The sequence below is a fragment of the Streptococcus sp. E17BB genome, from assembly GCF_041807725.1.
Classification (GTDB): Bacteria; Bacillota; Bacilli; order Lactobacillales; family Streptococcaceae; genus Streptococcus; species Streptococcus entericus.
In genome coordinates, this window is the sequence record NZ_JBGTZC010000011.1 from 13,955 (window position 1) to 40,393 (window position 26,439).

Below are 26,439 nucleotides of genomic sequence, written 5' to 3' on the forward strand. Positions count from 1 at the left end.
CTCCTTTTAATCACTTTTTCATTATACCATAGTTTTGTCAGAACAGATAGCCTGACGAACGAGATTTAGGGCGTGCAAGACGGCAATCTGACGGATATGCTGCCTACCACGGTCACCGATGGTCAACTTGTGACTTATGACGCCATACTCTGTTGCAAGCCCCAGATAAACCGTCCCAACGCTCTGTCCCTCCAGCTCTTCTGGACCAGCCACACCCGTCAGGGCAACTCCTAAATCACTACCTGTCAATCGCCTACTCTGCTCTGCCATTGCCTCCGCAGAAACCGCCGATACTGTCCCGTGCTGGCGTAACAGCTCAGGTGAGATCCCCAGCATCTGCGCCTTTTGTTCCAGACTATAGGTGACGAAACCACCTTTGAAAATAGCTGAGCTACCGGCCTGTTCTGTTAGGGTTGCTTGCAAGAGCCCGCCTGTCAGGCTCTCTGCTGCGGTCAGGGTCAGCTGGCGCTCCTTGAGCAAATTGACCACCACAGCTGCGAGCGAGTTGTCCTCGCCATAGCCATAGAGACAGTCCGCTAACCCCTCATGGGCTAGAATTGTCGCCTCCAGCTGGTCAAATGCAGCATCTGCCAACTCTTGACGACTACTTTTGGTCGACAAGCGTAGGGTGACCTCGCCTGTCTTGGCATAAGGAGCGATGGTCGGATCTGTCTGATTGGCGATGAGGTCTGCGAGCACGGTCACTAGTTGACTCTCCCCAATCCCGATAAACCGTAAAACACGGGAGTAAAGCCGCTGTCCATCGGATAAGAAGGGTAAGAGCTGTTCTTGCACCATGGGCTTGAGCTCGCTCGGCGGACCAGGCAGGACAACATAGGTCACCCCATCCTGCTCGACCAGCCCACCAACGGCCAAGCCTGTTCGGTTAGGCAGGGGACGACTACCATCCACCAGCTCTGCCTGCCGGTCATTGTTTGGGGTACGATGATAAGTGGGGCGGCTGGCAAAAAAATGGTCCAGCTTAGCCATCGCATCTGGATCAGCAATCAAGTCTCGCCCCAGAAACTCAGCCAAGGTCTGCTTAGTCAAGTCATCCTCGGTCGGACCCAAACCACCACAGAGGATGACTAGTTGACTTCGGTTTTTAGCCAGTTCAAGCACCGACAGCAGCCTGTCTCGGTTATCGCCGACCGCTGTCTGAAAGTAAACATCTACGCCAATTTCTGCCATTTTTTCCGCCAAATACTGGGCGTTGGTGTTGACGATTTGCCTTGTCAACAGCTCTGTTCCAACGGTAATCAGCTCTGCTCTCATAAGTCCTCCTAATCAATTATTCGTAATCACTGGGTATTTTTGCAAAAACAGGTGTCTTCGTGGTCGTTAACCAACCCCGCAGCCTGTAAATACGAGTAAACACAGACTGGTCCGACAAAGGTAAAGCCCCGTTTTTTCAAGTCTTTGGATAAGGCTTGAGACAAGGTCGTCTGAGTGGGGGCTTGGCTGTAGTCACTGACAGGATTAACCTGAGGTTGACCATTTACCCAACTCCAGAGGTAGCGGTCAAAGCTGCCAAACTCAGTCTGCACTCGCTGAAAAGCCCGAGCATTTTGCCGTGTGGCATAGAGTTTGGCTCGGTGACGGATGATGTCTGGGTTGACCAGCAGACGGTCCAGCTCCTCGTCGGTCATCTGGGCCACCTTGTCCACGGCGTAGCCGTGAAAAGCTGAGCGAAAAGCCGAACGCTTGTTAAGAACAGTTTCCCAAGACAGCCCTGCTTGATAGGTTTCTAGGCAGAGCAGCTCAAAAAGCTTGTGGTCGTTGTGGAGAGGGAGTCCCCACTCCTCGTCATGATAAGCAACATAAAGAGGGTTACTGATTTTCACCCAAGAACAACGTGTTTTTTCCATGGGATAAGTATAACATAAAAAGCACCTGATGAACTGTCAGTGCTTTAGAATATACTCTAACATGAGGTGTTTGGCCAATATAGCGCCGATAATAAACAATAATAAACCGACAACGCGAAAAAAGTCGCTGGGAAGGATAAAGAACAACCCAACCTCCCAGATAAGGACGGGCAGTAACTGCCATCTGAGTTGACTGAGAAATGATGCCGTTAGTAGCTGGTGGTGCGGTCTGCCTAACAGGTGATGAATGCGAAACTCTTTTCGCTTTGACAACATCATCATGTAAAAAAAGATTAGGTTTAGCAGATAAAGGGCGCTCAGCCAAAGCAGACCTTCTACTGGTTCTTTCCAGTGAAAAAAGATACTCATCAACAAACTGGTATAGAGGTTAAGTAAGCGAATCCGCCACTCATGCATCATCTGAGCCCCCTTGTGTCATCAGCTTCAAACGGTGATCGCTAATCTGGTAAACCTTATCGGCTATGGCTGTCAAGCGGTCATCGTGGGTGGCGATGATGATGATTTTCCCGTCGGCTTTTAAGGTGTTAAATAACTCTATGACCAGCTGAAAGTTGTCTGCATCAAGATTGCTAGTCGGCTCATCGGCAAGAATAATATCTGGGTCCAAAAGAATACTGCGGATAATGGCTGCCCGCTGTTTTTGACCGCCCGAGATGCGCTTGACCTTAGTATCCAGAACATCTGATACCTCAAATTGGTCGGCTAATTGACGAGCCTTGTCTTCAAGGCTTGATGTGTCTGCTGAACGACGATACAAGGCAGGCAACAACAAGTTTTCAAGCACGGTGTAGTCGTCAATTAAGGCAAAATCTTGTAAGATATAGCCGATATGACGGTTACGAAAACGGCTCATCTGCTTATCATCTTGGCAAAAAATCTCATTGCCACGGTAATGATAGCTGCCATCATCCATTGATTTTACCCCAGCTATCATATCCAGCAGGGTTGACTTCCCAATGCCGGACTTACCCATCAGCAACACGATTTGACCCGCTTCAACTGTCAGGTCTATGCCTGAAAAAATCTGCTTGTCCTTATAGGATTTTTTAACTTGTTTCAACTCAAGCATCGAGAAACCTCCTTAGTTGGTTTTTGATTAATTTTGAAACGATGGTAAGTACTAGCAATTGATAACCAAATAGATAAAGGGAATCCCATATCAAAAACTCTCGCCATGGGAAAATCACTATGATGCTAATCAGCGCTAGCAGAAACCCCAAGGTCGGCAAGACCGTGACTGACAACACCAATTGTCGATGCAGTTGAGTAGCCGACAGTCCCACTACACGAAGTAGGCGGATATCCTCTTGGCAAATTGTCATGACAGAAACAACTGCCCAGTAAATCAGTAATAAGCCAAAGCCAGACGCCAGCACATTGACCAACAGAGCAAAGAGAGCTCCGCCACCGTAATAGCCGATTTCTGATGCCGCTCGCTCTCTCAAGGATGTAAACATCATCGTCACATTTAAGCGACCTGCCGCCTTTTCTAATCTCTTTAGTTGTGACTGGTCAACATTGGTCACTAATAAATCAGCAAAAAACGTCGGGTGATAAAGCTCGTTTGCTAGTTGCGTTGACAACTCGGCTTCTGACAGAATCGGCATTTCCGAAATGCTTTGGTCACCTTTCAAATAGGTTCGTTTCCCTTTGTACAAACGATTATCGGAAGTATCTTTGAAAAACGTTTCCTTCAGCAAAACCATCAACTGCTGGCGCTCGCTAGCCGTATTCGGCAGTATACGACCATCAGTGTCTGTTTGCGGCATCACAAAGACATCATAAATATCATCGGACGATTTCTGATGAAGGGCTATAAGCCTTGGCAAATTTTCAACGAATAGATTGGTATTGTTCCACGATAGAACGGTCGTGATAAAGGTGAACAGGCTCATAATACCAAAAACATACCAGCGCTTTTTAACGATTGTCCAAAACACATACGCCATAGCTAGCTCCTTTGTAATGACAACTCAAGCATCGAGAAACCTCCTTAGTTGACTTGACAATAGTTTTGATATTATAAGTCCGATCAAAAACTGGTAACTAAATAGATAGATATAATCCCAAATGAGTATCGTACGACCAACAGAAATGCTGTGAATAAATAATAACGATAGGAAAATTCCAAACATTGGAGCGCTTAGCACCAGTATCAGCAAGTACCGATGCAGTTGAGACTTGGATAAGCCAATAATCCTCAATAATCGAATATCCTCTTGACAGATGATGAACAGAGAGTGGATAAGCCAGTAAATCAGTAATAAGCCAAAGCCAGATGCCAGCACGTTGACCAACAGAGCAAAGAGAGCTCCGCCACCGTAATACCTTAATTCACTCTGAAATCGCTTTTTAAGAGAGGTAAACATCAAGTTAATTCTTAGTTTTTCAGCTAACAACTCAGCTTGTTTTAAGTGTTCGGGAGATGTATTTGCCACTAATAAATCGTCAAAAAATTCTGGTTGAAAAATATGTCCTGCTAGCATCTGTGAAAGTTCGGACTGCTCTAATTTAGGCATTTCAGCCAATCCCTTATCGCCTTCCAAATACCCTTGTTTGTCTCTATACAGTTTATCTACACTCTTATTGCTAAAAAACGTGGTCTCTAGCAACCCAATAAATTGTTGCCTTTCGCTAGAGGTGTTGGTTATGATAAGACCGTCTGATTCAGCATGAGGAATTGCCACAATTTCATAAACATCGGTTGATGATTTGTCATGAAGCTGAATGATATAGGGTAATTGGGTAAACAATAGATTGGTATTGTTCCACGATAGAACGGTCGTGATAAAGGTAAACAGACCCATGATACCAAAAACATACCAGCGTTTTTTAATGATTGTCCAAAACACATACGCCATTGTTAGCTCCTCTATGATATCAATTCAAGCATTTAGAGACTTTCTTAGTTGACTTTTTACAATAAAGTAAATCAAGCTTAGCACAAAAGCATTGAAGCAAAGTAAATAAATATAATCGTAGGCAATCGCACCAAAGCCAATGGCATGTGCAAAAATGATAACTAGGATAGAGGCTAAAAAAATTGGGCTAAATAGTAATAACGAAAAGCCAATACAAATGTCTTGCTTATTTGCTCCAACAATACTTAATAATCTGATGTCATCTTGATAGAGGTTTAAGCTTGTTTGTATCAGCCAATAGAGCAGCGCTAATACAAATATCAGAATAAATAGAGCTGCCCCTAGCCCGAATAAAAAGTTGACAACATAATAGTTCACTTCTGCCGATAAACGTTGGTTAAGTGACTCAAACGACATGTTTATATTAAGCGTTTTGAATTTTTCAGTAACGGCACTTAAAGTGGATTTTGACGTATTTCTGACAAGTAAATCATCTAAAAATAACTCATCAAGTGTACCTGAATTTGCAAAAGAAGATTTTTCCCTGAATTCTTCAAAGGTCAACTGTTCTAGACTTCCCCCTTCTATATATCCCCATTTATTGTAGTAGAGAGTTTCACTAATATCTTTGTCAAAAAAAGTTTCTTTGATAATGTTATAAAATTCTTCTGTTTCCTCTGAAGAATTTGGGATAATCCTCTGGTTGATGGTGTAAGGTAGATGAATGATTTCATAGTCATTATCACTACGCTTATGATATAACCCTATCAACTGCGGTGCGTAACGAAATAAGCGACTAGACTCATAAAATGTCAAAAAATTCATGACAAAACCTAATAAGATAATTGACACAAAAATATACCAACGCCTGGCAATGAGTAGCCGATAAATATATCTCATCCAGAATTCCTCCATTTTCAATCCATCCCATTAGATAATACAGATGAGAGTGGGACAAAAATCGGTCATTCGTCAGAATTCAATGAGTCGTCCCACCTCCGCACAGTTGAGTAGGGCTGTGAAAGCTGATAAAATCAGCGAATTAGAGCCCACTCTATAATCGCTCTTGATATAGATGTTCATCACCATTGAGCATAAAATTGAGTGACGTAACGCCGACCTGAAATTAACGAATCCCAAACATAGGTTGTCTGATAATCTTCTGCGGCATCAGACCAAGATGGTACCAGAGCAGTTACGGAACCAACGACCCTACCATCTCTTTTATAAATTCCTCTTGCAGCACCTCGTGCTGCTTTCGTATAGGCTTCCCCAAAATAGCGCAATTGTAATTGCTCTGTACTTCTTACCCACTTAGGACCATTGCTGAAGGTTATTGCCTGAATAACTTGAGCAGTTCCTAAGCCAAGCAAAGATAGGGCAGTCAAGGTCATTAGTTTCTTTTTCCAATTTTTCATCATCAATTCTCCTTTACGTATTATAACATTTTGTTCGTTTTTTAGCACACATTAACTGTTAGTTAATCCATCGGACTCACCTCGATTCTATCTATTTATAATACTGCTTGCCGTAAAGCATTAAAGCAATATTAACCACGTCCAATCTAGGGCTAAAACTGGAGCAATTAGACAGGTAGTAATAATTAGTTTAGCTAATATCAAGTTTTTCATTTTTCCTCCTTTTCTTTATTTTATGATACAATAAAAAGTAGATAAGCGATTAAAATGTAAACTTTTTTCACTTTTTATTTTAGGAGGATTTTATGAGACATGATTTTGGCTATATCTATAAAAAAATTCGAAAATCAAAAGGTTTAACCCAAGTTCAAGTTTGTGGCGATATGATTTCGAGAACCACACTGACCAAGATAGAAAGTGGCATAGTTGTCCCTAAGTTTGAAAACGTGATTTTTCTCCTTGATCAAATCAACATGAGTTTAGAGGAATTCCGCTATATCTGTAACCACTATAGACCACGACAAAGAGAGCATATCTTTGAGAGAGTTTATAACTATAAATCAATAGCAGATAACACAGAACTCTACCAGATAAAATGCCTGTGTGAAGAACATCTAAAAACTCACCATGATATTCCCATAAAAAAACTCCTAGATAAAATCAATGTGACCCTCTTAGTTCGCAAGCAAGGTTTTTTAAATCCTTCTGAAGAACTACAACAGCTTACTAAAAGAATCTGGGACGAACTTGCTAAGCAAGATACTTGGTATGAACGAGACTTGAAAATGATTGGTGTGATTTTGTTTACCTTTCCTTTAGAAACGATTATTGTCACAACTGATAAACTGCTTGTCAGTCTCGAAAAATACAAGGATTACCGTAACATCAACGACCTAAAATACGCTCTCCTTGCCAACCTTTCCAGTATTTTTCTCTATAACAACCTCATCAAGGACTGTGAACGACTGACGATGATGATTGAAGACTTAGCTCGTGAGACCAAGCGTTATGACCAGCTAGGGTTTGCGCAGGTTCGCTTGGGCATTTGCCGTGATGACCGCGATTTGATCGACAAGGGGCTAGCCTTACTCGAACTGACAGGCGAAGACAAGATGTTAACCAATGCACGAGAAGAACTGGATAAACTGAAAAAATGAGCAGGTTGTCCTACTCATTTTTCTTATTTCATCAGCATCTTAAGCGCACTCTTGATGTAGTTCTCCGTTGTATCGGTCGTGCCGTCAAAGAAGGTCTTGATTTTCTTGAGCTCAGCCGCCTTATAGCCCAGAGCGAGGAGAGCCTCTATAGCTTCTTCAAGAGCGGTGTTTTCTGGGGTCAATGGCAGAGCAGCTCTGCTATTGGCGTCAGCCGAAGTAGCCCTAGGCTCAAACTTACCAGCCAAGTCCAGCACCATCTGCTGGGCAGTTTTTTTGCCGACCTTGGGGAACTTGGTCAGGTAGGTGATGTTGCTGCTGTCAATGGCGGCGACCAGCCCGTCATTGTCGTCCACTGCGATGATGGCGAGGGCGGTGGTTGGTCCAATCCCTGTGACCGAGATGAGGTTGAGGAAGACTTCTTTCTCACTTTCGCTGGCAAAAGCGTAGAGGAGCTGGGCGTCCTCACGCACCACCTGATAGAGGTAAAGCTGGACGTCCTGACCAACACGGTCTGAAAAACGGTAGGGATTGGCGATATGAAGTAGGTAGCCGATGCCATAAGCCTCGACCACGAGGTGCTTGGCGGTGATTTTGGTCAGTGTGCCTTTGATATAGTCGTACATAGAGTCTCCTTTATACCATTATACCACAGCAAGATAAAAAGAAAAATAGCCCATGAAGTGGTTCCGACACTGACATTCTCTTCCATCAGTGACAAAAAAATCTTGCTTTTTAACTAAAAAATGATAAGCTAGTCCTAACACAAAAGGAGATACCATGTTACATTTTGAAAATGATTATAACGAAGGGGCTCACCCCGAGCTACTCAAAGCCTTGTTAGAAACAAACACTGAAAATTTAGCTGGCTACGGGACAGATTACTACACCAAACGAACAGCTGAGAAAATCAAGCTGGCCTGCCAATCACCAGATGCAGACGTATTCTTTTTAACAGGAGGAACACAAACCAACCAAGTTGCCATCGCAAGCCTCCTTCGCTCCTATGAGGGGGTTGTAACTGTTGACACTGGGCATATTAACACCCATGAAGCAGGCGCGATTGAGTATACTGGTCACAAGGTCTTAACAATCCCTCACGAACAAGGCAAGCTCTCTGCCCATAAACTAAAGGCCTATCTCGAACAGTTTTACCAAGATGATGCCAAAGAACACATGGTAGCACCAGGTATGGTCTACATCTCACATCCGACAGAGTATGGCACACTCTACTCCAAAGCGGAGTTAGAAGCCCTCGCTTCAATCTGTCGTCACTACACCTTACCGCTCTTTCTTGACGGCGCACGCTTGTCCTATGGCTTAGCCGTGACCGAGACAGATGTCGATTTGCCGACAATAGCAGAGCTTTGTGATGTCTTTTACATCGGCGGCACAAAAATCGGTGCTTTAGCAGGTGAAGCCTTAGTCTTTACCAGACAGCCCATGCCGAAAAACTTCACCAGTATCGTCAAGCAACACGGCGCTCTTCTCGCAAAAGGGCGAGTTCTTGGTGTTCAATTTGATCGCCTGTTTACTGATGACTTACACCTAACTATTGGGCGTCACGCTATCAAACTCGCTGAACAAGTCAGAACGATTCTCCTTGAAAAAGGCTACCACCTTTACATCGATTCTCCGACAAACCAGCAGTTTGTGATCATCGACAATAGCCAGCTGAGCAAGCTCGCTGAGTCAATGGTCTATACCATCTGGGAACCTTATGATGATAACCGTACCGTCATCCGCCTAACAACCAGCTGGTCAACCACGCAGGAAGATGTCGACCAATTAAGAGAACTATTATAACAACGAATCTAACAACGAAAAAGTGGCGAATCGTTTGACTCGTCACTTTTACATCATTACCGTCAATCACTGACAAGACACTCGTCAATGACTACCAGATAATCACACGATCCGCTTCATCACGCCACATACCATCTGCTGGTGTGACCCCAAAGGTCTCATGGAATTCAGCAAAGTTTGGTACTTGCAAGTTACAACGCAAGTGACCTGGGGCATGGACATCAACACTAGCCAGCATTTGCATGTACTCCTCACGAGCTTTCAAACGCCAGATGGTGGCAAAGTTGGTGAAATAGTCTGCCGCTGAGAAGTCAGCTTCTTTCTTGGCAGCTTCTAAGGCACAGGCAAGACCTCCTAAGTCTGCCACGTTTTCAGACACCGTCAGCTGGCCATTGACTTTGGCACCGTGAGAATCCTGACCATCAAAGAGAGCGACAACCTTGTCTGTCCGCTCTTTGAAGGCCGCGTAGTCCTCGTCTGTCCACCAGTTTTTCAAACTCCCATGCTCATCAAAGCTGGCACCGTTGGTATCAAAGGCATGGGAAATCTCATGCGCGATGACCGCACCAATCCCCCCATAGTTGGCTGAGGAAGACTGCTCCAAACTATAAAACGGCGCCTGCAAGATTGCCGCTGGGAAAACAATCTGGTTCTGTTGAGGGTCATAGTAGGCATTGACCATGTGAGCCGGCATGTGCCACTCGGACTTGTCAACAGGTTTATCCCACTTGCTCCAACCGTGACGGATAGAAATCTCTGCTAATTTCTGAACATTGTCGACTAGAGACTTGTTTTCATCGATGATTTTTTGCGCATAGGTCTCAGGGAGTTTTTCTGGGTAGCCGATGTGTGGCACGATGGTATTGAGTTTGGCGATGGCCTTGTCACGAGTCTCGGGCTTGAGCCAGTCGTTGGTCTCTAGGCGCTCCTTGTAAACTGCAATCATGGTTCTCACCTTGTCCTCAACGTCCTTCTTAGCTTCTGGCGAGAAGTAATGCTGCGCATACCAGAGACCGATGGCTTGGCTATAAGGACTTTGGGCCAGGTAACTAGCTGCTTTTTTCTTGTCCATGGCTTGTGGCGTCCCCGAGAGGTGACGCCCATAAGCTCCCGCTAAGACCCTGATATCGTCTGTTAGGTAGCTGGTGTACTGTTGCGCCGCCAAACTCAAGAGACTTGCCTTGAGGGCTGGCCAGTTGGCTTCTGAATAAAATTCCTTAGCAAAGCCTGTCCAGAAACGCTCCTCGCGCACGATAACCTGCTCTGGCAAACGCCCCAAAATCTCTGTGAACACTCTATTCAGTGGCAACTCTGGGGCCAGAGCGGTAAAGTCTGCCCAGTCGTAAGGGTGGTAGTGCTCCACATACTTGGCTGACTCTTCGTTTGATAGGGCATACTGGGCAATCTTGGCATCCAAGGCGATGATCTTGTCCAGCATATCGGCAATCTCCTCAGTTGTAAAACCGAAGTGAGGTAGGAGCTCTTCCTGACAGCTCCGCCATTTCGCCAACAACTCCGCTCCCTTCTCATGACCGTCCTCATAGTAGGTTGTGTCTGGGAGAATGGTATCCATACCATAAGCCCAAAGGACATTGTGCTGGGCGTTCATAAAGTCAGGCGATACCCCAAACGGCAGGAGGTTGGGCTTACCTGCAAACTCAAAGTCTACTAGTTTATCAGTGAAGGCTTTGAAAGAGTTGAGGGCACGAATTTCCTCGATCAGGGGCATGGCTGGCGCCACACCATCAGCCTCACGTTTGTCAAAATCAGCCGCCAAGCGATGGAACTTGACGAAGTTTTGCAGAATAGGATCTGTCGGCACATCCTCACCTGCCAACCACTTGTCCGTAGTCTCAAGCATGAGCTTTTCTATGCCCAGGTGCAAATCCATAAAGCCACCTGTCGTTGGCTTGTCATCTGGAATCACAGCTGTCTTTTCCCACTCACCGTTAACACTCTTGTAAAAATCATCTTGTAAACGTGTCATTCGTTCATACTCCTTTTCAGTTGCTGGATATTATTGTAGCAAAATTTTGACGTTTTGAGTAGAAAAAACGTTAAAGCCCAGCAAATTGCTGGGCTTTAACTAGGAGATTTATGAAAAAGATGAGTTAATGATAAGCCTTCTTCCTTAAAAGAACCTTAATCGTCAAGCAACCCACTTTACTACCTCATGATAACTTAGTAAATCCGTATAATAGCACCGACATTCATCGGACTTGCTTTGCCTATCTTTAAGGTATCCTGGCATGGTTGCCATACCGTCTCTACGGTCCTTCATTCCCAATCTAAAATTGCTATCCTTTAGAGCTTTTTTGTGATATAATAAGGCATTAAGAGGTTTAACATGAAAAAATTTCGATTTGATAAGAACCATCTCATCATGATTGGTTTGATTTGCTATGGCGTATTGGCTTTGGGTCATGTCTTGGTTGGGCAATCTATTTGGTTTTTCTTCTTGTTGCTGGGAGTTATGATTGCTCTGGTCGGTTTATCTTTGTACCAAAAGTTCAGCTATGATTTGTCTGAAAATGAACAAGTTGAACGGATAGCAGATCAAATGGAGGATAACTTAGCCACTTTGCTGGATCAGATGCCCGTTGGTGTGGTTCAGTTTTCTGAAGACCATCAACATGTGACCTGGTTCAATCCCTATGCTGCTCTGCTATTGACCACAGAAGACGGTGACTTTGATGCCAACAGTGTCCTTGAGTTGTTTAGGCATAACCATCAAGGAACTGTTAAACTTGGGGACACCCTCCTGATGGTGACGACGGATAGTGCTAAAGGGATGCTTTACTTTTGGCACACCTACCAACCAGAGGTTCAAGCACCAATCTTGAGCGAGTTTAGTCCGGTTATCGCGGTTGTTTCTGTTGATAACTATGATGACATGACGGACAATTTGGCTGATGCAGAGGTGTCACAAATCAACAGTTTTGTGGCGAATTTTATCTCTGATTTTGCCAATCAAAAGAAGATTTTCTATCGTCGAACCGAAATGGATCGGTTCTACTTGTTCACAGATTATTTGGTCTTGACGGAGTTAATTGAGGAAAAGTTTGCCTTGCTGGAGCAATTTCGTCAGGCAGCAAAGGAGCTTGAACTAGGCTTAACGCTGAGTATCGGAATTGCTTATGGTAGTCACGATTATCAGGATATCGGTCGAGTGGCTCAAAATAACCTTAACCTTGCCATGGTTCGAGGCGGTGACCAAGTTGTCGTCAAAGAGAACCTGCCAGATAAAGATGTGCAGTATTTTGGTGGCGGTAGCACCTCTACCGTCAAACGCTCTCGGACACGCACCAGGGCGATGATGTCTGCTATCTCAGAGAAAATCAAGCATGCTGATAATGTGTTTGTCGTTGGGCATAAGCAGACGGATATGGATGCTTTAGCTGCCAGTGTCGGTATGCAGGTTTTTGCGTCACAGGTGATTGATGAGGCTTATGCAGTGTATGACCCAGAGAGCATGACCGATGATGTAGCGCGGGCTATCAGCTATTTAAAACATGACGAGAGCACACGACTACTAACACTGGCAGAAGCTTTTGGTCACCTTAAACGGCGTTCGCTTTTAATTATGGTTGACCATTCAAAACTCGCGCTGACCTTATCTCAAGAGTTTTATCGGCAGTTTCGTGAGGTGATTATCGTGGATCATCATCGCCGAGATGAGGACTTCCCTGACAATGCCAGCCTTAGTTTTATCGAAACAGGAGCTAGTTCAGCCAGTGAACTCGTCACCGAGCTGATTCAGTTTCAAAACGCCCCTAAACCGATTAGTCGCTTGCAGGCTAGCGTTTTAATGGCAGGCATCATGCTGGATACCAAGAATTTTTCTGCCAGAGTAACCAGCCGTACCTTTGATGTGGCGAGTTACTTGCGCCGATATGGTAGCGATAGCGTCGCTATTCAGACAATCTCCGCTCAAAACTTTGACGAATACCGTCAAATAAACCAGCTGATTATGGCAGGGCAGCTCGTCGGTCAGCGGGTCATTATCGCTACAGGTGATGAAAATGTCGTCTATACCAATACTCAGACAGGCAAAGCAGCAGATACCCTTCTTGAGATGGCTGGTATCGAAGCCAGCTTCGTCATCACCAGAACAGCGAATGGCACTGTCGCTATTTCTGCGCGCAGTAAAAAAGATATCAACGTGCAGCGCCTGATGGAGCGCCTCGGCGGTGGCGGTCACTTCAATGTGGCAGCCGCCCAGTTGGATAGCCAATCTACACGACAAGTTAGGGATATTTTACTAACCGAAATAGAAGAAATTACGATAGACAAGGAGTAACGAGTATGAAAGTTATTTTTCTACAAGATGTTAAGGGAAAAGGTAAAAAAGGTGAGATTAAGGAAGTTCCTACGGGCTACGCTCAAAACTTTCTTATCAAAAAAAATCTCGCCAAAGAAGCCACTAATCAAGCGATTGGTGAGTTAGCAGGTAAACAAAAATCTGAAGAGAAACACGCTGCTGAGCTCTTAGCCGAAGCCAAACGCTTGAAAACTGAGTTGGATAAGGAAGAGCATCGTGTCCAATTCTCTGAAAAGGTTGGGCCAGACGGTCGTACCTTTGGCTCAATCACTGCCAAGAAAATTGCCGAAGAGCTGAAAAAACAGTTTGGTTTGACTGTTGATAAACGAGGCATTCAACTAGACCATCCGATTCGTGCTATCGGCTTGATCGAAGTCCCTGTGAAACTTCACAAAGACGTTGATGGGCAAATCAAGCTGCACATCAAAGAAGCTTAAATCATCTAAACAGGAGGTGTCCTCGTGACAGAATTTCAAGAAATGCGGGTACAACCCCAAGACTTGTTAGCTGAGCAATCTGTCTTGGGCGCTCTTTTTATTGCACCTGATAAACTGGTCGGGGTGCATGAATTCATCAATCCAGAGGATTTCTATAAGCCTGCTCACCGTATCATTTTTCAAGCCATGCTTTCCTTGAGTGACCGTCGCGAAGCCATCGATGCAACCACAGTCCGGTCAATTTTGGATAATCAGGGTGATTTACAGGCTGTCGGTGGCCTGACCTACATCGCAGAGCTAGTCAATAGCGTTCCCACATCAGCCAATGTTGACTACTATGCCCAAATCGTTGCTGAAAAGGCTATGCTTCGGCAAATCATCTATCGGCTTACCGCGTCGGTTAATCAGGCCTACGATGGCAGTCTGTCACCTGAGGAAATATTAGCAGAGGCTGAAAAAGCTCTAGTTGATGTCGGTGAACACCATCATCGCAGTGGCTTCAAACGAATCGCTGATGTTCTGGCACTAAATTACGAAAATCTTGAGGTGCGTGCTAATCAGACAAGTGATGTCACTGGTTTGCCAACTGGTTTTCGGGACTTGGACAAGATTACCACAGGTTTGCATCCCGATCAGCTCATCATCCTTGCGGCACGTCCTGCAGTCGGAAAAACCGCCTTCGTCCTCAATATCGCACAAAACGTTGGTACCAAGCAACATCAGCCCGTCGCTATCTTCTCGCTGGAAATGGGCGTAGAGAGCTTGGTCGACCGGATGGTGGCTTCCGAAGGTGTGGTTGATGCCCATCGTTTGCGGACAGGGCAACTGACTGACCAAGATTGGCAAAATGTCACCATAGCCATGGGCAATCTTGCCAAGGCACCGATTTACATTGACGATACCCCAGGGATTAAGATTACAGAAATCAGAGCACGTTCCCGCAAACTGGCTCAAGAGTTAGGACAGCCCTTGGGACTGATTGTTATTGACTACCTGCAGTTGATTACGGGTACACGACCTGAAAACCGCCAACAGGAAGTGTCAGATATTTCTCGCCAGTTGAAAATCTTAGCCAAGGAATTAAAAGTTCCTGTTATCGCCCTCAGTCAGCTCTCTCGTGGGGTTGAGCAGCGGCAGGACAAACGCCCAGTTCTATCTGACATCCGCGAATCGGGGTCCATCGAGCAAGACGCGGACATCGTTGCTTTTCTTTATCGCGATGATTACTATGACCGCGATAACAAAGACGCGGACGGTAATGACAGGCTACCCGATAATATCATTGAAGTTATTCTGGAAAAAAACCGAGCAGGAGCCAGGGGAACCGTTAAATTGATTTTCCAAAAAGAATACAACAAGTTTTCTAGTATCGCACCTTATGAAGAGAATAGGTAGGGGAGAAACCAGTGAAAAAGCGATTGTTGGGCGGTATCTACGAATACTTGATCAAGGGAGTGGTGCTACTAGGTACCTGTTTATGGGTATTTGTTACTGAACGGCAAGAGGCTGATAACATAGGCTACATGTCTATGGCAGTTTTTACCGTGCTTGGACTGGGCTTATTAGTCTGGGCTGGGAAAATTATTCTTGCTAACCAAAAGAATTATGCCCAATTTTTCAATCAGTTTCCTGAATTAAACGGTCAAATATCTGCTCTTGAGACGAGGGCTAGCTTTATTGACCATCAGTTTGGTTTGCTCATCTACAAGGGACACCTGATTTCTTATCGCGTCGGTCAATTTACAGTTGTGCCCTTAGCTAGGGTCTCTCGGCTGAGTTACTATAAAGTTAGTGGGAGCTTAAAACGCTTGCCAAAGGTATACTTGATTGCTGACTTCTTGGATGGGGCAAAGCCAGTCTACCTGCCCATTAAGGCTCTGACCTTGAACAGTCCTAAGCTTTGGCTAGAAGCAGTACACCACGACATTCTTAAGGATTTCCCACATATTACATACCATTAAAAAGGAGAAACACATGAGTGATGCATTTACAGACGTTGCAAAAATGAAAAAAATCAAGGAAGACATCAAGGCTCACGAGGGGCAAATTGTCGAATTAACCTTAGAAAACGGGAGAAAACGAGAAAATATTAAGCAAGGTCTCCTATCAGAGGTTTATCCCTCCTTATTTGTCATCGAGTTTACCGATGAATTGACAGGTCAAACCTCCATCGAGTCTTATACCTACTCTGATATTTTGACAGAAAAAACGCTGATTCGTTACTTGGATGAAACAGAGGATACCATTAAAGAAGAACAAGGAGAATAGTATGGACCACCAGGAAATGAGACATGCCATTAGAACGGCTAGTGATTTTCGAACAGCCGTTCGTGTCTATAGCGAACAGCAGTTAGCGAGGGAAGACGTTGAGCTACTCCTTGATATCGCTCACCAAAGTCCTAGCTCTGTCGGCTTAGAGGGCTGGCGATTTATCGCTATTGATAATCATAAACTGGACAGTCAGTTGAAAGATGCTCTAAAGACCGTTTCTTGGGGAGCCATTCCGCAATTTGAGACAGCCAGTCACTTCTTTTTTCTGGTCGCAGAAAAAAATGCCCGCTACGATAGCGAGAGCATGCGGCAAAGTTTAGTGCGACGAGGCTTAACTAGCGAAGCTGATCTAAACAGTCGTTTGGCGCTTTATAAGGCATTTCAAACACGCGATATGGCGATGGCGGACGATGAACGGGCTCTGTTTGACTGGACAGCCAAGCAGACCTATATCGTTCTAGGTAATGTGATGACTTGTGCTGCTCTTTTAGGGATTGACAGTTGTCCTATCGAAGGCTTCCATCAGGAAGAAGTCAATCGTCTATTGACAGAAGCAGGCATTATCGACCAAAACAAAGAAGGTCTAGTGACCATGTTATCTCTAGGCTACCGCTTACGTGACCCCAAACACCCTAAAACACGCAAACCGCGTGAAGAAGTTATTAGTTGGTTGACGGATTAAATCCAAATCACCCGTTTTCAAGGGTGGTTTTTACACCGCCTATAAGGTGATTCTCTCCAACCGCGTCAACGTCCAGGCTACTTGATTACTTGACTAACGCTCGTTGAATGGACGTTATCTTATTATGACTTTAAGCCATAATGAAAAGCCATTACGTTCTACAAGTCAGCTCTAGGAAATTTTTAAAAAGGGAATTTTTTCAAAGAGCAACATTTTCAGATAAAGTAAAAAGCCCGCAACCACGGGCTTTTTATGTGCTTCACTATCAGATTAAAGCATTTTGTTATCTGGGTTGTGTCAAATACCGACAAATAGAGGGTAAAAGCCTAGGGTTTTGACTTTATTCTTAGCTAAAATGGTCAAAAATTGACAAATACAGGAAACTTAAAGGGTAGTAAATTGGTGATTAAATTTCACGAGTTCAGCAGGCAAGAGACTAGCACCTCACAAGGTGCTTTTCTTTTGTGATGAAAAAAAGTTAGATAGGCAAGGCAACCCACCGCCTCCACAAGTGACTTGCTTCATGGGCGTTAGACCACCTTGCCTATATACCACACTCACGCATCTCTTGCTACTGTATTTTACTGTTTCCTAGTGTATTCTACTGTGACCTACTGCGTTTATCTGCGTTCAGACCACGCAAAAAAGCCCAGCTAGGGGCTAGGCTTATACTTGCAATTCCTCACGGATTGCCTTTTGCAAGAGCTGGGAAAAATTGACCTTTCTTTCTTTGCCAATCTCGACCAACCAGCTAGGCAAGGTTACTGTCTTATTGACGATTTTTGACCGCTCACGTTCACGCACCAGCTCACTATCCACCGTTACCGCTTGGATAATGTCATCATCGCTGGTCAGCTTATCCGCAAGAGCCTTGAAAGATGATACCGCTGGGAACTCCTTGCCCTCATCTTCAAACATAAGGGCGTAAATCTCCAGCACCTCACGGGCATTATAAACCGCCTCGCTCAATGTGTCTGCCTCACTAATCGCCCCTGGAAAGTCTGGGAACGTGATAGTATAACCGCCGTTTTCGTGGTCTGCCTCAAAAATAGCTAAATAAGTGTACTTCATAATCTTTGGTTAGCCGATGACCGCCCAAAAGGGCAAGGGGTAGAGCTTACCCCTATTTCTCGTTCAAGACTTTCAAAACATTGTTTAAGGTCTTAGGTTTATAGTCTTTTTGTTTTGGATTGCTGATTAGGACTGTTCTGCCGTCCTCATGTTCCCAAAGGGTATGAGACCCTTTGCCTTTATCCGTTGGGTAGAACCCTTTAGCCTTAGCTAGTTTCTCAAGTTCTCGCCGTGTGGTCATCGGCTACCTCCTTTCCTTATCTTTAACACTATTATACACTTGTTTGAAACACTTGTCAATATGAAACACTTGTTTTTTACAAATGTTTTATATACAAGAAAAAAGGGGGCCCTTGAAAATCCGTCGCCCTCTCAAACGCCATATAAAAGCCGTAGAGCGATTTTAGAGGGGGGTAGCCTATATTTAGCTAGTCGCTTGATTTGCCCTGTTCTCGTTGGTCTGTGTAGCCTGTGACAACCTCAGACTAATCTCAGCTCTTTTCATGGTCAGATTCTACATGATCTAACACCTCAGCAAGTTCAGAAAGTGCTTTTCTCAAGTATCTAAAAAATGTTTGTCCACTTACGCCCATTGCCTCCCCTGCCTCTATGTCTAATTTTTGCTGAACATAGTAAAGGTTTAATGCTAATCGATGCTTGGGGGTTTTTAGACTGTCAATTAGGCTGACCAGCTCCATACGTTCTTTAGTCAACCTGTTAATTCTGTTCGTTATATCTTCCTTAAGCGTTAACTGGGCAACTAACTGATTTTCCGTAATGTTTACCCTGCTAGTCTGCACCCTAGTCTGCGTTAGTCTTGTCTGCTTAAAGAGACCTGTTTCCAAATACTGAAGTTCCAGATAGAGTGAGCTGATTTCCTTATCAATCCACTTAATACCCTCTAACCTCTGTTTTAGTTCTTCCGTGGTCATTGTTGCCCCTCCTGTGGTAGAAAGATTGTTGAAACTTTCTACCCTGCGGCCAAACCGCGGGGGTTTTTGCTATGGTTTATCCAGAGTATTTGTTCGTTCTGAAAATCACCACTTTCTAAATAATAAATCTTTATCTCATAACTTCTTATCGGTCTAGCATTTCCGAAAATTTGATTTCATACTCTTCCAGCACCTCTTGCACGCTCTCCACCTCGTGGGATTTGTAGGCCATGGAAAGGACAGTCTGGGCGGCCTGCTGCCTAGCATAAGGACTAGTATTAGCATCTAGCATAATTTCCCGCAAAACCTGCACCGCTTCAAGGCTAGCGTTTTGCAGCTGGGCTGTGGTCTGGGCCATCAGTTCACTTTTATAATTACGCCAAGCTTTACGAAACACAACAGATTTCAAATACTTTTGCCCTGTACTCCGTGCTATACCCGCCACCTCACACGCCTTCACAACACTAGGGCTGGTAGATAAAGCAAGCATAAACTTTTCTTGTTTAGGGGTCAGTTTCTCATCCATTCTAGTTCACCTCCTTGATCAGCTAATTGTTCTATGATACTTCTAAGAATGGGGGTAACCCGATACTTTTCCCAATCTATCGCTTCACCTTTTTGTAACGTTTGAATCATTTCATCAAAATCCGGGTACTTCCGATAATCGGGTTGGTTGGCAATTAATTTCCCTATTCTCTTTTTTACCGTATGACGGTTTATCATACAATTTTACCCGTGCCTTCGGTCTCGAATCCGTGGATAATCTTATTATTCAAATTTCTTAAGACTTGATGGGTATAGCGTCCTAAACCACCCATTCTAAACTCGGTTAATCTATATAAGCTAGGTTTAGAACGTAACTGATTTTCTAATGGATGCAAAATCTCATGATCGGTAGGGTTATTTTTACTCCGATAAGCATTTATAATTTTCAATGCTGATAAATGATAGTTGTATTCACTAGCTAGTTCAACCCTTGCTTGTTGACTATTGTCTTTCTCTAATAATGATGTGATATAAGCAATGTCACCGGCAGACAAGTCAGACGGCTTCAACTCGCTTTTTAAGGTTGCGAATGCCTTCTCCATTGAATTATAGCGAGTTTTTCCAATTTCAACTTGGAGCTCATGCTGACGGTCTCCAAGCTCCTTTAGTTGGATTTCAGTCTCACGCCGCTTGGCTTGATAAAGATTATATTTCCCTTCTTCGCTGTAATCGTTATTTTGTTCTAAATTTTTGACCCAGTTATTAAATTCATTTACTAATATCTGAGCATGATTTTCTAACTCTAATATCTCTTCAGCACGTTTGGCATTTGAGTACCCATCTAACGGATTTTCAAATTTTTTCGCTATCTCGTTAGTAAGTAACGTCCACGGGTCATTCTCTCCTAGCCCCACCTCTCTAGGGTCTGGGGTCGTTCCCTCAAAAGTTTGGCCGCTCTTTTTAGCTTTTTCCCAAGCTTCTTCTCCATAAGCCTTGATGCCTTTTGCGTTCGCTTCTTCAAGCATACGTTTATAATCTACCATTTTTATTCCTCCAAACTTTTATTAAAAACAAAAAGAGACGGCAAGATATTCCTATACCTTGTCGCCTCTTAAATCCTTGTTAAGTCAGCTTTTTATATTTTTTCCTATCGATTGTCTCGACTTCAGTAACTACACCATCCTGGATTTTTAAAGTGATACTTCCAAACTCTGGCTTTATTACTAAATCTATTTTACCATTTCTTTCAAAATAAATAAAGTCCTTTTCGATTTTCAATATTCCCCCTCCAATCTGTCTATATTTGTCTATTTCTGTTTGCTATCAAAAGCCCTAGCTATTCGCTCCAAGTCGCTTGATAGGTCTTTGTCATGCTCATAGGTCACCGATACTTTCCCCTTGCCGTAGTCAATGGCATAGGTCAGCCCCTCGTGACTGCCCACAAAATAGCCGACCAGGCCATTCTTAAAGGCTAGCATATCAGGGCGATAGGCAAAGGTATAGCTAAAAGTCCGCTCGGTCATTCGTCCACCTCATTTCTAGCTAATAGCCCACTTACCGCCATATCTTTTGCAAACTGTTCCCGCTGTGCCCCGTCAAGTTCCAGAACTTCGATAAGCTCACCCAGGGCTTGGGTATCGGTTTGGTTGACGAGTTTCTGCATAGTGGTCTTAAATTGCCCCTCCAGATACTCACCAAAGATTAACCGCTGGGCTTGTGTCGGTGTTTTACCTAGAGCCATATAGCAAGCCTCGGTAATTTGTGCAAAGAGCTTGGCTCTGGCTTCTGGGTGCTTATAGAGTTCATATACATTTAAGCTGGTATCAGTCGCTCGCAACTTTGCCCCAATCTCTAGCAGTTTTGGAATATCCTCATCCGTAACCGGGGTGTCGTCAGCCATATAAATAGCTCTTTGCCGATCCATGTTTTCCAGCTCTTGCCCCAAAAAATCTGTCTCTGTCATCGTCTCGATTCTCCTTTTTTGTCTAAAATTATGTAAACTTTCCTTGAGGTGACCAACTTCTAAAAAACAATTGGTCACCTCAAAAACCAGCAGTATCAAGGGTTTTTAGCCCCAAAAAAGCGAGGTGACCAAGATTGAAAAAAATTAGTTCTATTTTTTATATATAGCTATATATACTTTCCCTATATATATAAATAAAAATCTTGGTCACTTGGTCACCTAGTGCCGTAAAAGTCAGTCGTGGCAAGGGTTCTACTGGGTGACCAACTAAAAAATCTCGGTCACTTCTTGGTCACCTTGGTCACCTTTTAGGCGTACCCCCTTGGGTTTGTTTTGTAACCTATCTCGGTAAAACCCCAGCGGGTCCAAAACGGCATAATCTTCCTCTCTGACGTGACCACTTTTTATTTCGTAGGTGCCTTCCGTTTCCCTGTTAAGCACCTCCACGACTTTCTTACCAAATCCCCACAAGTTAGCACTTTTGACCCCTTCATTCTCTACGTGTTCCTCTAGCCACATTTTCACAATCGGCAAGGGAACATGAACTAACTCATGATAACCTTTCAGGATGTACTCCGTAACCACAAAAGAGTAGTAAAAATCGTTATTCTCCTTGTACTCAGCTAGCAACAACTTTGATGCCATAGGTTCTACAAATTTTTCAAAATCGGCCATGTTTAGGATTTGGTGTAAAATCCACTCCAGCAGCTCTTTGTCCTTGACAAAGACCTCTTTAACCTCTGGGCGTTCAGCCTCTCCATTAAAGTCGGCGTTAAATGGAACAACACACAGGCGACGATACCAGCCGTTTGAGCGGTTCCGACTTCGGGGCAGTCCATTGCCTGAAAAAATGCAAAGCAGTCTATAAGTCGCCTCATAGGGCTGTTGATGCTTCGGGTTAACCTGAATAGTGTCCCCCGTTACAACACTCATCAGGTCCGAAACGCTATCCAGGTACTTATCTGTGATATCGTCGCCGATATTACAAACCTTCCCGCTCAAGGCGGCTAGTAAATGCTTTTCGCCAAACTGATCAGGTTTTAGGCTACTGACATTCTCACGGCCGATTAAATTTTCAAGCAGGGCCTGGAAAGTCCCTTTTCCGTTGTTGCCGCTACCTGTCAGGATAACCATCTTCTTCCTGGTTCGGTTTGGGTTGATGGCTTCATTCATAACCTGCCATAGGAGCGTGACGATTTCAGAATCACCGCAAGCTATGCTATCCAGCCACTTGTCAAAGTCAAACCACCCCCCTAGCGTAGGCTTCTGGGCCCCCTCTCGGTATGCCGTTTTAATCTTACTTGTTATGGCATAGTTAGGCGAGAACGGCTGTAACCACTTTGTTCTGAGATTAAAAACGCCGTTCGCAACTGGGATAAGGTTGTTGTCCTCAAAAGGTTTCATTATCCTCGTACTGGTCCGAATAAAGGCCCTTGTGTCAGCCCACACTCTAGGCTTTAATCTATTGTCAAATTTAGTGCATAGGCGGTTAAAAAGGTCAACGCTATCCGTATATAGCCCCGTGTCAAAGTTGAATAAATACAACGGGCTTTTATCAGTCGCACTTCCGTACCCGATGAAAGCAAAGTGGCAAACCTCCCTTAAGTTTTTGGCGACGTCTTTAGGTTCTGGGACAGGGGTAACGATTTTCTCGTTAGCCTTCCCTGCGTTGACAATATACTGGTGTTCCGCTCTCCAGATTTCACCCAATGCCTGCAGAGCGGCATAGAGCTCTTTCATACTCTCCGGCGCTGAAAAATCCCCTAACGCTTGAGCCTGTTCCAGCTCTTCCTGCAATTTTTCTAGTTCGATAATCCTAGTCCTCGCTTTCTGATTTCTGTTTTTACAATACTTTCAAAAGTCCGCTCCAGTTCGGCAAACGGCAGCGGATCCGCCGTAACACTATTTGCAACTTGCACTAACTCCCAAGCCGTGGCGACGTCACACCTCACTGCACGGCCGATTAGTAACCCCACAAAACGGGCCAAGGCGACGTTACGTCCACCTTCACCGCCAAAACCATTGATAAGAACCTCCAAAACCCTCATGGTCACCGTCTGCCCCCTCCTGCCACTAGCTGCTTTTTTAGGGGTAACCTCTCCCCTCACTGCTTGGGGTGCTTTATCCAGGACAGACTTGACCGGGTAATCCGCTCCTCGGTTGATGATTTTCTGATAATCGGCTGGGTCTCCAGTGGTCACGGGTAGGCCTTGGAGCTGTGACCATGTTAGACTTGCCACGTCAAAAGGTAACCCTATCCGTTCGGCTATATCTGCAACAACGGCCCGATAAGTTGGTTCCCTCATGCTATGACTAGGCTTTACGACAAGCCTATAGCGGGGCTTCTGGGGCGTGTGCTTGATTGTTGGGTAAATTATCCATGAATACCCTTGGAGTGCCTTAGAAACAACCTCAGGGAAGTCTACGCCTGATTCAATCTCGTCATAATCAAGGAAAATCAAATCCCGATAGAGCAGACTGTCGTTATTGCGTTTCAATTCCCCCTGATCATTTGGTTCAACTTTGCCACTCAAACAATATGGGGCGTATGTGCGTTTGTACCGCTCGACGTCAATTCCTTTGGGAACGACGTGGGGGGTAAACTGGGTCACATACTCAAACGGGGCTTTTTTATCGTAGAGGTATAGACTATTGCCAAACCCTCGACTCTCGTAGATAGTCAACGTCTGCCTCCCTTCTGTCTCAGTTTTTTCAGTCGTTTTTTCTCCTGCCGCCGTTCCTTCTCCCCCTGAGGTAGCTGACGGCTTTTCTCTTTCAATATAGCCCTTTGAGGTTTTTTCTCTCCTGGATGTGTTAATCGTCTACCTGTCATTTCCTACCTCCTAACTCACCGCCAAAAACTTGTAAATGTCAGTCTTGCGGTAATAGATTTTCTTGCTATCCTCCAGCGGTGGCTGGTAACGCTGCAATCCTCCCAGCTTTTCCCAATTCCTCAAGGTCTGGCTGGATATTTCCAACTTCTCCAGCAAAACCTCACGGGGGATTAAATCCAATGGGTCAGCGTTAGCCTGCTGGAAAGCCACCAACTCGCTGAAACGGCGGTCAACAATGCCCAAAAGCTCACGCTCCGCCTCCTGTGATAATAACGCCATAGCCTAGCCCTCGCTTTCTAGCAATGTCCGCCACTCGGTCAAACTGCAATAGGTGACCACGTTCAAGCGGTTGGTCTGCTCTGTGGTTTGGTTGCGTAGAGCCTGCAACCCTTCCAAGCGTTCTGTCTCATCGGCTGGGATATAATAGCCGTGATTATCGCCACGCTCCCCAATAATGGGAACTCGGTACTTGCTTATCAGCCGGGAGATGATGTCCATAACTGACCGTTCTGAGATACTCACCGCCTGGGCTATCTCTTTGGCTGGTTTGGGGCGTTGTCGCCCTGTGGGTATCAATCCCAAGACCTGCATTTCTAGTCTCTCCATGTTCTTATGTTCTCCTTGTCTTTGCTTTTTCCAGTTGCTCCACTCGATGGGTCAGACTTTCCAAGACTGTCTGCTGGCCTGTAACAATATCGCTCAAGCCCCTTACTAGGTCAGTTAGTTGGATAACACTTTCTGTCATCATGCTATTAAGCGTGCCGTCGTTCTTGTACTCGGATAAGTCTAGGCTGACTTGCTTTAGGTCTTGGCGGTGTTGCTCCAAGCTAATAATCTTGTCACTCATGGGCAACCTCCTGGGGCTGATATTGCCTGTTAGCATTGGCTGTATGGTGCGTGATAAGGTGGTTCAGACTGTGTTTGATCACGTTCAGCGTATCTATAGCGGTCTTTTTGTCATCGTATACCAAAGCTAAGTCTATGACCTCTACCAAGTCGCACAACTGCCCACTCAAGCCCTCATAGTCTGCCGAAAAATCAATTTGTTTAGTCATGAGCTACCCCTCCATTTTAGACTTGGCATAAGCCTCTAGCTCTTTGGCGTTGTCGCACTCCAGTAAGTAAAAGGCTATGTTATCCAGTAGGGCATAGAGCTTTTGGTTTTGCTCAAAAGCTGTATTTAGGAACTTGCCACTAAGCAGGATAAATGTGTCTCGGTCTTTCCGCCGTGCCAATTCTAGCCCCTCGATGGCATGGTTAGTCATTTCTAGCCTGCCCATGATATCGGTTAGTTGGCTTCCTAGCTCTTTTAATTTTTGAGTTGATAGCTGGATTTTTTTGCTTGATGTTTCTTGTGTCATGGTTTACCTCGCTTGGTTTGATGGTGTTGTCTGTGTAATGCTCACGCTATCGGTGCGTGATTTCTCCGTGATTAAAAGACTTATCTTGTGCTGTTTCTCTGCATAGGATATTTTCAAATAGCTCAAGTTAAACGCTGGGTGATTGCCCCTAGTTGGCCGGCCGCTTAACTTGCCTTACTGTCAGCAGGTCAGCCAATAAAACGGTGACTAGAGGGAGCAGAATAGCCAGCAAAGCTAAAAGCTGGGGCATGATTAGGTTAAGCTCGTTCATGATTAAATAACACCCCTTGCTTTTAAATCTTCTTTGACTAGACGGCGTAGATAGTACCAGATAGAAAATGAGGACACATCCCCTTGGTCTTCCGTTCTAAAAGTTTCCATCTCTTTTGCTAGCAAATCAAAAAGTAAATAGTTCGGACGTTTTCTATCCAGCAATCTGTTAACCGTTGCCTCTCGCTCGTCCTGTTGGCGTAATTCATTGATCACTGTTTCTACATTAGCTTGATAAAACGCTTCATGGCTGGCTTCACGCTGTTTATAAGTCTCTGATAGCCTGTAAAATTCAATCCATAAAGACGTTATAGCTATTCTGCATTCTTCTGCGATTTCAGTAGCTCCATTATGCCCCTTGGCTATATGCCACTCGCTCAGAATATCCAGCTTTTCCTCAGTCACTTGTAACTTTGCTTCAAAATCCTTAAAAAATTGTTCCATGTTTTACCTCTGTTTTTTGATTTTTTACTATACGGGTTGCCCCTGCTTTTGATGGTCGGGGAAGGGGATAGTTTTAAGAGTTCCCGCTCTCCGTCTGGTCAATCCTAGCCGATTATGGTATAATCTAGCTAGAAAAACTTACTAAAACCCTTGATAACGGCTTGCCTACTGTTTCATGGTGTTCTAGTTTTTTGTCCCAAAGGCTTTGCTGGTTGGTCCCTGTTAAGCCTTTTTTTGTT

37 protein-coding genes are annotated in these 26,439 nt (G+C 44.6%); 8 read left to right on the top strand and 29 right to left on the bottom strand.

The genetic code is table 11. From position 1 onward, the window contains the following. Positions 1-21: 21 nt before the first annotated feature. The 8 genes from ACERC7_RS03920 to ACERC7_RS03955 form a co-directional block, all read right to left on the bottom strand. Positions 22-1,275, bottom strand: a complete 1,254-nt coding sequence (locus tag ACERC7_RS03920) for a competence/damage-inducible protein A (RefSeq protein WP_373666190.1) — start codon at positions 1,273-1,275, stop codon at positions 22-24. A 26-nt stretch (positions 1,276-1,301) separates the two neighbouring features. Then, on the bottom strand, positions 1,302-1,868 hold the full coding sequence (locus ACERC7_RS03925) for a DNA-3-methyladenine glycosylase I (protein ID WP_373666191.1): 567 nt from the start codon (positions 1,866-1,868) through the stop codon (positions 1,302-1,304). Positions 1,869-1,904: 36 nt separating this feature from the next. Continuing rightward, entirely contained in the window at positions 1,905-2,288 is a 384-nt protein-coding gene (locus ACERC7_RS03930) for a hypothetical protein (RefSeq protein ID WP_373666192.1), read from the bottom strand. Next, a complete protein-coding gene (locus tag ACERC7_RS03935) occupies positions 2,278-2,958 on the bottom strand; it encodes an ABC transporter ATP-binding protein (RefSeq protein ID WP_373666193.1) in 681 nt (226 codons plus the stop codon). Before ACERC7_RS03935 ends, ACERC7_RS03930 begins: the two co-directional genes overlap by 11 nt. Next, entirely contained in the window at positions 2,951-3,838 is an 888-nt protein-coding gene (locus ACERC7_RS03940) for a hypothetical protein (RefSeq protein ID WP_373666194.1), read from the bottom strand. The genes ACERC7_RS03935 and ACERC7_RS03940 overlap by 8 nt, the downstream gene beginning before the upstream one ends. A gap of 24 nt (positions 3,839-3,862) precedes the next feature. Continuing rightward, on the bottom strand, positions 3,863-4,750 hold the full coding sequence (locus tag ACERC7_RS03945) for a hypothetical protein (protein WP_373666195.1): 888 nt from the start codon (positions 4,748-4,750) through the stop codon (positions 3,863-3,865). Positions 4,751-4,774: 24 nt separating this feature from the next. Then, positions 4,775-5,650, bottom strand: coding sequence for a hypothetical protein (locus ACERC7_RS03950; RefSeq protein ID WP_373666196.1), 876 nt, complete (start codon positions 5,648-5,650; stop codon positions 4,775-4,777). 182 nt (positions 5,651-5,832) lie between these two features. After that, complete coding sequence (locus ACERC7_RS03955; protein ID WP_149036268.1) at positions 5,833-6,168, bottom strand: hypothetical protein; 336 nt, start codon at positions 6,166-6,168, stop codon at positions 5,833-5,835. Positions 6,169-6,473: 305 nt separating this feature from the next. Between ACERC7_RS03955 and ACERC7_RS03960 the strand changes: the two genes are divergently transcribed. Next, positions 6,474-7,325 (top strand): helix-turn-helix domain-containing protein, encoded by an 852-nt coding sequence (locus ACERC7_RS03960; protein WP_373666197.1) that lies wholly within the window; start codon positions 6,474-6,476, stop codon positions 7,323-7,325. A 23-nt stretch (positions 7,326-7,348) separates the two neighbouring features. Here the strand turns inward: ACERC7_RS03960 and ruvA are convergent, their stop codons facing one another. Further along, the gene (gene ruvA / locus ACERC7_RS03965) at positions 7,349-7,948 is read right to left on the bottom strand and encodes a Holliday junction branch migration protein RuvA (RefSeq protein WP_373666198.1); all 600 of its coding nucleotides are present in this window, start codon (positions 7,946-7,948) and stop codon (positions 7,349-7,351) included. 154 nt (positions 7,949-8,102) lie between these two features. Between ruvA and ACERC7_RS03970 the strand changes: the two genes are divergently transcribed. Continuing rightward, positions 8,103-9,128 carry a low specificity L-threonine aldolase gene (locus ACERC7_RS03970; RefSeq protein WP_373666199.1) on the top strand — a complete coding sequence of 342 codons (1,026 nt, stop codon included), beginning with the start codon at positions 8,103-8,105 and terminating at the stop codon, positions 9,126-9,128. A 91-nt stretch (positions 9,129-9,219) separates the two neighbouring features. Here the strand turns inward: ACERC7_RS03970 and ACERC7_RS03975 are convergent, their stop codons facing one another. Further along, a complete protein-coding gene (locus ACERC7_RS03975) occupies positions 9,220-11,115 on the bottom strand; it encodes a M13 family metallopeptidase (protein WP_373666200.1) in 1,896 nt (631 codons plus the stop codon). 360 nt (positions 11,116-11,475) lie between these two features. On the opposite strand from ACERC7_RS03975, the gene ACERC7_RS03980 reads away from it, so the two are divergent. Genes ACERC7_RS03980 through ACERC7_RS04005 form a run of 6 tightly spaced genes read left to right on the top strand, consistent with a single transcriptional unit; the run spans position 11,476 to position 16,839 of the window. Further along, complete coding sequence (locus tag ACERC7_RS03980) at positions 11,476-13,428, top strand: DHH family phosphoesterase (protein ID WP_373666201.1); 1,953 nt, start codon at positions 11,476-11,478, stop codon at positions 13,426-13,428. 5 nt (positions 13,429-13,433) lie between these two features. Then, complete coding sequence (gene rplI / locus ACERC7_RS03985) at positions 13,434-13,886, top strand: 50S ribosomal protein L9 (RefSeq protein ID WP_373658571.1); 453 nt, start codon at positions 13,434-13,436, stop codon at positions 13,884-13,886. Between the two features lie 42 nt (positions 13,887-13,928). After that, positions 13,929-15,281, top strand: coding sequence for a replicative DNA helicase (gene dnaB / locus ACERC7_RS03990; RefSeq protein ID WP_373658609.1), 1,353 nt, complete (start codon positions 13,929-13,931; stop codon positions 15,279-15,281). An 11-nt stretch (positions 15,282-15,292) separates the two neighbouring features. Further along, on the top strand, positions 15,293-15,847 hold the full coding sequence (locus ACERC7_RS03995; protein ID WP_373658572.1) for a hypothetical protein: 555 nt from the start codon (positions 15,293-15,295) through the stop codon (positions 15,845-15,847). A 13-nt stretch (positions 15,848-15,860) separates the two neighbouring features. Continuing rightward, positions 15,861-16,154 (top strand): Veg family protein, encoded by a 294-nt coding sequence (locus ACERC7_RS04000; protein WP_373658573.1) that lies wholly within the window; start codon positions 15,861-15,863, stop codon positions 16,152-16,154. A gap of 1 nt (position 16,155) precedes the next feature. Beyond that, on the top strand, positions 16,156-16,839 hold the full coding sequence (locus ACERC7_RS04005; protein WP_373666202.1) for an NAD(P)H-dependent oxidoreductase: 684 nt from the start codon (positions 16,156-16,158) through the stop codon (positions 16,837-16,839). Between the two features lie 666 nt (positions 16,840-17,505). Here the strand turns inward: ACERC7_RS04005 and ACERC7_RS04010 are convergent. The 19 genes from ACERC7_RS04010 to ACERC7_RS04100 form a co-directional block, all read right to left on the bottom strand. Further along, the gene (locus ACERC7_RS04010) at positions 17,506-17,910 is read right to left on the bottom strand and encodes a type II toxin-antitoxin system HicB family antitoxin (RefSeq protein ID WP_373658575.1); all 405 of its coding nucleotides are present in this window, start codon (positions 17,908-17,910) and stop codon (positions 17,506-17,508) included. Between the two features lie 52 nt (positions 17,911-17,962). After that, a complete protein-coding gene (locus tag ACERC7_RS04015) occupies positions 17,963-18,151 on the bottom strand; it encodes a type II toxin-antitoxin system HicA family toxin (protein WP_373658576.1) in 189 nt (62 codons plus the stop codon). Positions 18,152-18,401: 250 nt separating this feature from the next. Beyond that, positions 18,402-18,842: a DUF1492 domain-containing protein gene (locus ACERC7_RS04020; protein ID WP_373658577.1), complete on the bottom strand. Its 441-nt coding sequence runs from the start codon at positions 18,840-18,842 to the stop codon at positions 18,402-18,404. Between the two features lie 145 nt (positions 18,843-18,987). Continuing rightward, a complete protein-coding gene (locus tag ACERC7_RS04025) occupies positions 18,988-19,368 on the bottom strand; it encodes a replication protein (RefSeq protein ID WP_373658578.1) in 381 nt (126 codons plus the stop codon). Next, entirely contained in the window at positions 19,353-19,565 is a 213-nt protein-coding gene (locus ACERC7_RS04030; protein WP_373658579.1) for a hypothetical protein, read from the bottom strand. Before ACERC7_RS04030 ends, ACERC7_RS04025 begins: the two co-directional genes overlap by 16 nt. Next, positions 19,562-20,371, bottom strand: coding sequence for a hypothetical protein (locus tag ACERC7_RS04035; protein ID WP_373658580.1), 810 nt, complete (start codon positions 20,369-20,371; stop codon positions 19,562-19,564). Before ACERC7_RS04035 ends, ACERC7_RS04030 begins: the two co-directional genes overlap by 4 nt. Positions 20,372-20,450: 79 nt before the next feature. After that, the gene (locus tag ACERC7_RS04040) at positions 20,451-20,606 is read right to left on the bottom strand and encodes a DUF2292 domain-containing protein (protein WP_373658581.1); all 156 of its coding nucleotides are present in this window, start codon (positions 20,604-20,606) and stop codon (positions 20,451-20,453) included. Between the two features lie 29 nt (positions 20,607-20,635). Continuing rightward, on the bottom strand, positions 20,636-20,851 hold the full coding sequence (locus ACERC7_RS04045) for a hypothetical protein (protein ID WP_373658583.1): 216 nt from the start codon (positions 20,849-20,851) through the stop codon (positions 20,636-20,638). Beyond that, positions 20,848-21,291 carry a hypothetical protein gene (locus ACERC7_RS04050; RefSeq protein ID WP_373658584.1) on the bottom strand — a complete coding sequence of 148 codons (444 nt, stop codon included), beginning with the start codon at positions 21,289-21,291 and terminating at the stop codon, positions 20,848-20,850. Before ACERC7_RS04050 ends, ACERC7_RS04045 begins: the two co-directional genes overlap by 4 nt. 267 nt (positions 21,292-21,558) lie before the next feature. Then, complete coding sequence (locus ACERC7_RS04055) at positions 21,559-23,031, bottom strand: phage/plasmid primase, P4 family (protein WP_373658585.1); 1,473 nt, start codon at positions 23,029-23,031, stop codon at positions 21,559-21,561. A 62-nt stretch (positions 23,032-23,093) separates the two neighbouring features. Then, positions 23,094-23,975, bottom strand: coding sequence for a primase alpha helix C-terminal domain-containing protein (locus ACERC7_RS04060; RefSeq protein WP_373660174.1), 882 nt, complete (start codon positions 23,973-23,975; stop codon positions 23,094-23,096). Beyond that, positions 23,972-24,124, bottom strand: coding sequence for a hypothetical protein (locus tag ACERC7_RS04065; protein WP_373666203.1), 153 nt, complete (start codon positions 24,122-24,124; stop codon positions 23,972-23,974). The genes ACERC7_RS04060 and ACERC7_RS04065 overlap by 4 nt, the downstream gene beginning before the upstream one ends. A gap of 10 nt (positions 24,125-24,134) precedes the next feature. Continuing rightward, a complete protein-coding gene (locus ACERC7_RS04070; RefSeq protein ID WP_373660175.1) occupies positions 24,135-24,404 on the bottom strand; it encodes a hypothetical protein in 270 nt (89 codons plus the stop codon). 3 nt (positions 24,405-24,407) lie between these two features. Then, positions 24,408-24,731 (bottom strand): DNA-binding protein, encoded by a 324-nt coding sequence (locus ACERC7_RS04075; RefSeq protein ID WP_373666204.1) that lies wholly within the window; start codon positions 24,729-24,731, stop codon positions 24,408-24,410. Between the two features lie 4 nt (positions 24,732-24,735). Beyond that, positions 24,736-24,972, bottom strand: coding sequence for a hypothetical protein (locus ACERC7_RS04080; RefSeq protein ID WP_373658589.1), 237 nt, complete (start codon positions 24,970-24,972; stop codon positions 24,736-24,738). After that, on the bottom strand, positions 24,965-25,180 hold the full coding sequence (locus ACERC7_RS04085; RefSeq protein ID WP_373658590.1) for a hypothetical protein: 216 nt from the start codon (positions 25,178-25,180) through the stop codon (positions 24,965-24,967). Before ACERC7_RS04085 ends, ACERC7_RS04080 begins: the two co-directional genes overlap by 8 nt. Before the next feature lie 3 nt (positions 25,181-25,183). Further along, positions 25,184-25,486: a hypothetical protein gene (locus tag ACERC7_RS04090; RefSeq protein WP_373658592.1), complete on the bottom strand. Its 303-nt coding sequence runs from the start codon at positions 25,484-25,486 to the stop codon at positions 25,184-25,186. Between the two features lie 148 nt (positions 25,487-25,634). Then, positions 25,635-25,757 carry a hypothetical protein gene (locus ACERC7_RS04095; RefSeq protein ID WP_373666205.1) on the bottom strand — a complete coding sequence of 41 codons (123 nt, stop codon included), beginning with the start codon at positions 25,755-25,757 and terminating at the stop codon, positions 25,635-25,637. Positions 25,758-25,759: 2 nt separating this feature from the next. Next, entirely contained in the window at positions 25,760-26,200 is a 441-nt protein-coding gene (locus ACERC7_RS04100; RefSeq protein ID WP_373658594.1) for a hypothetical protein, read from the bottom strand. Positions 26,201-26,439 lie beyond the last annotated feature (239 nt).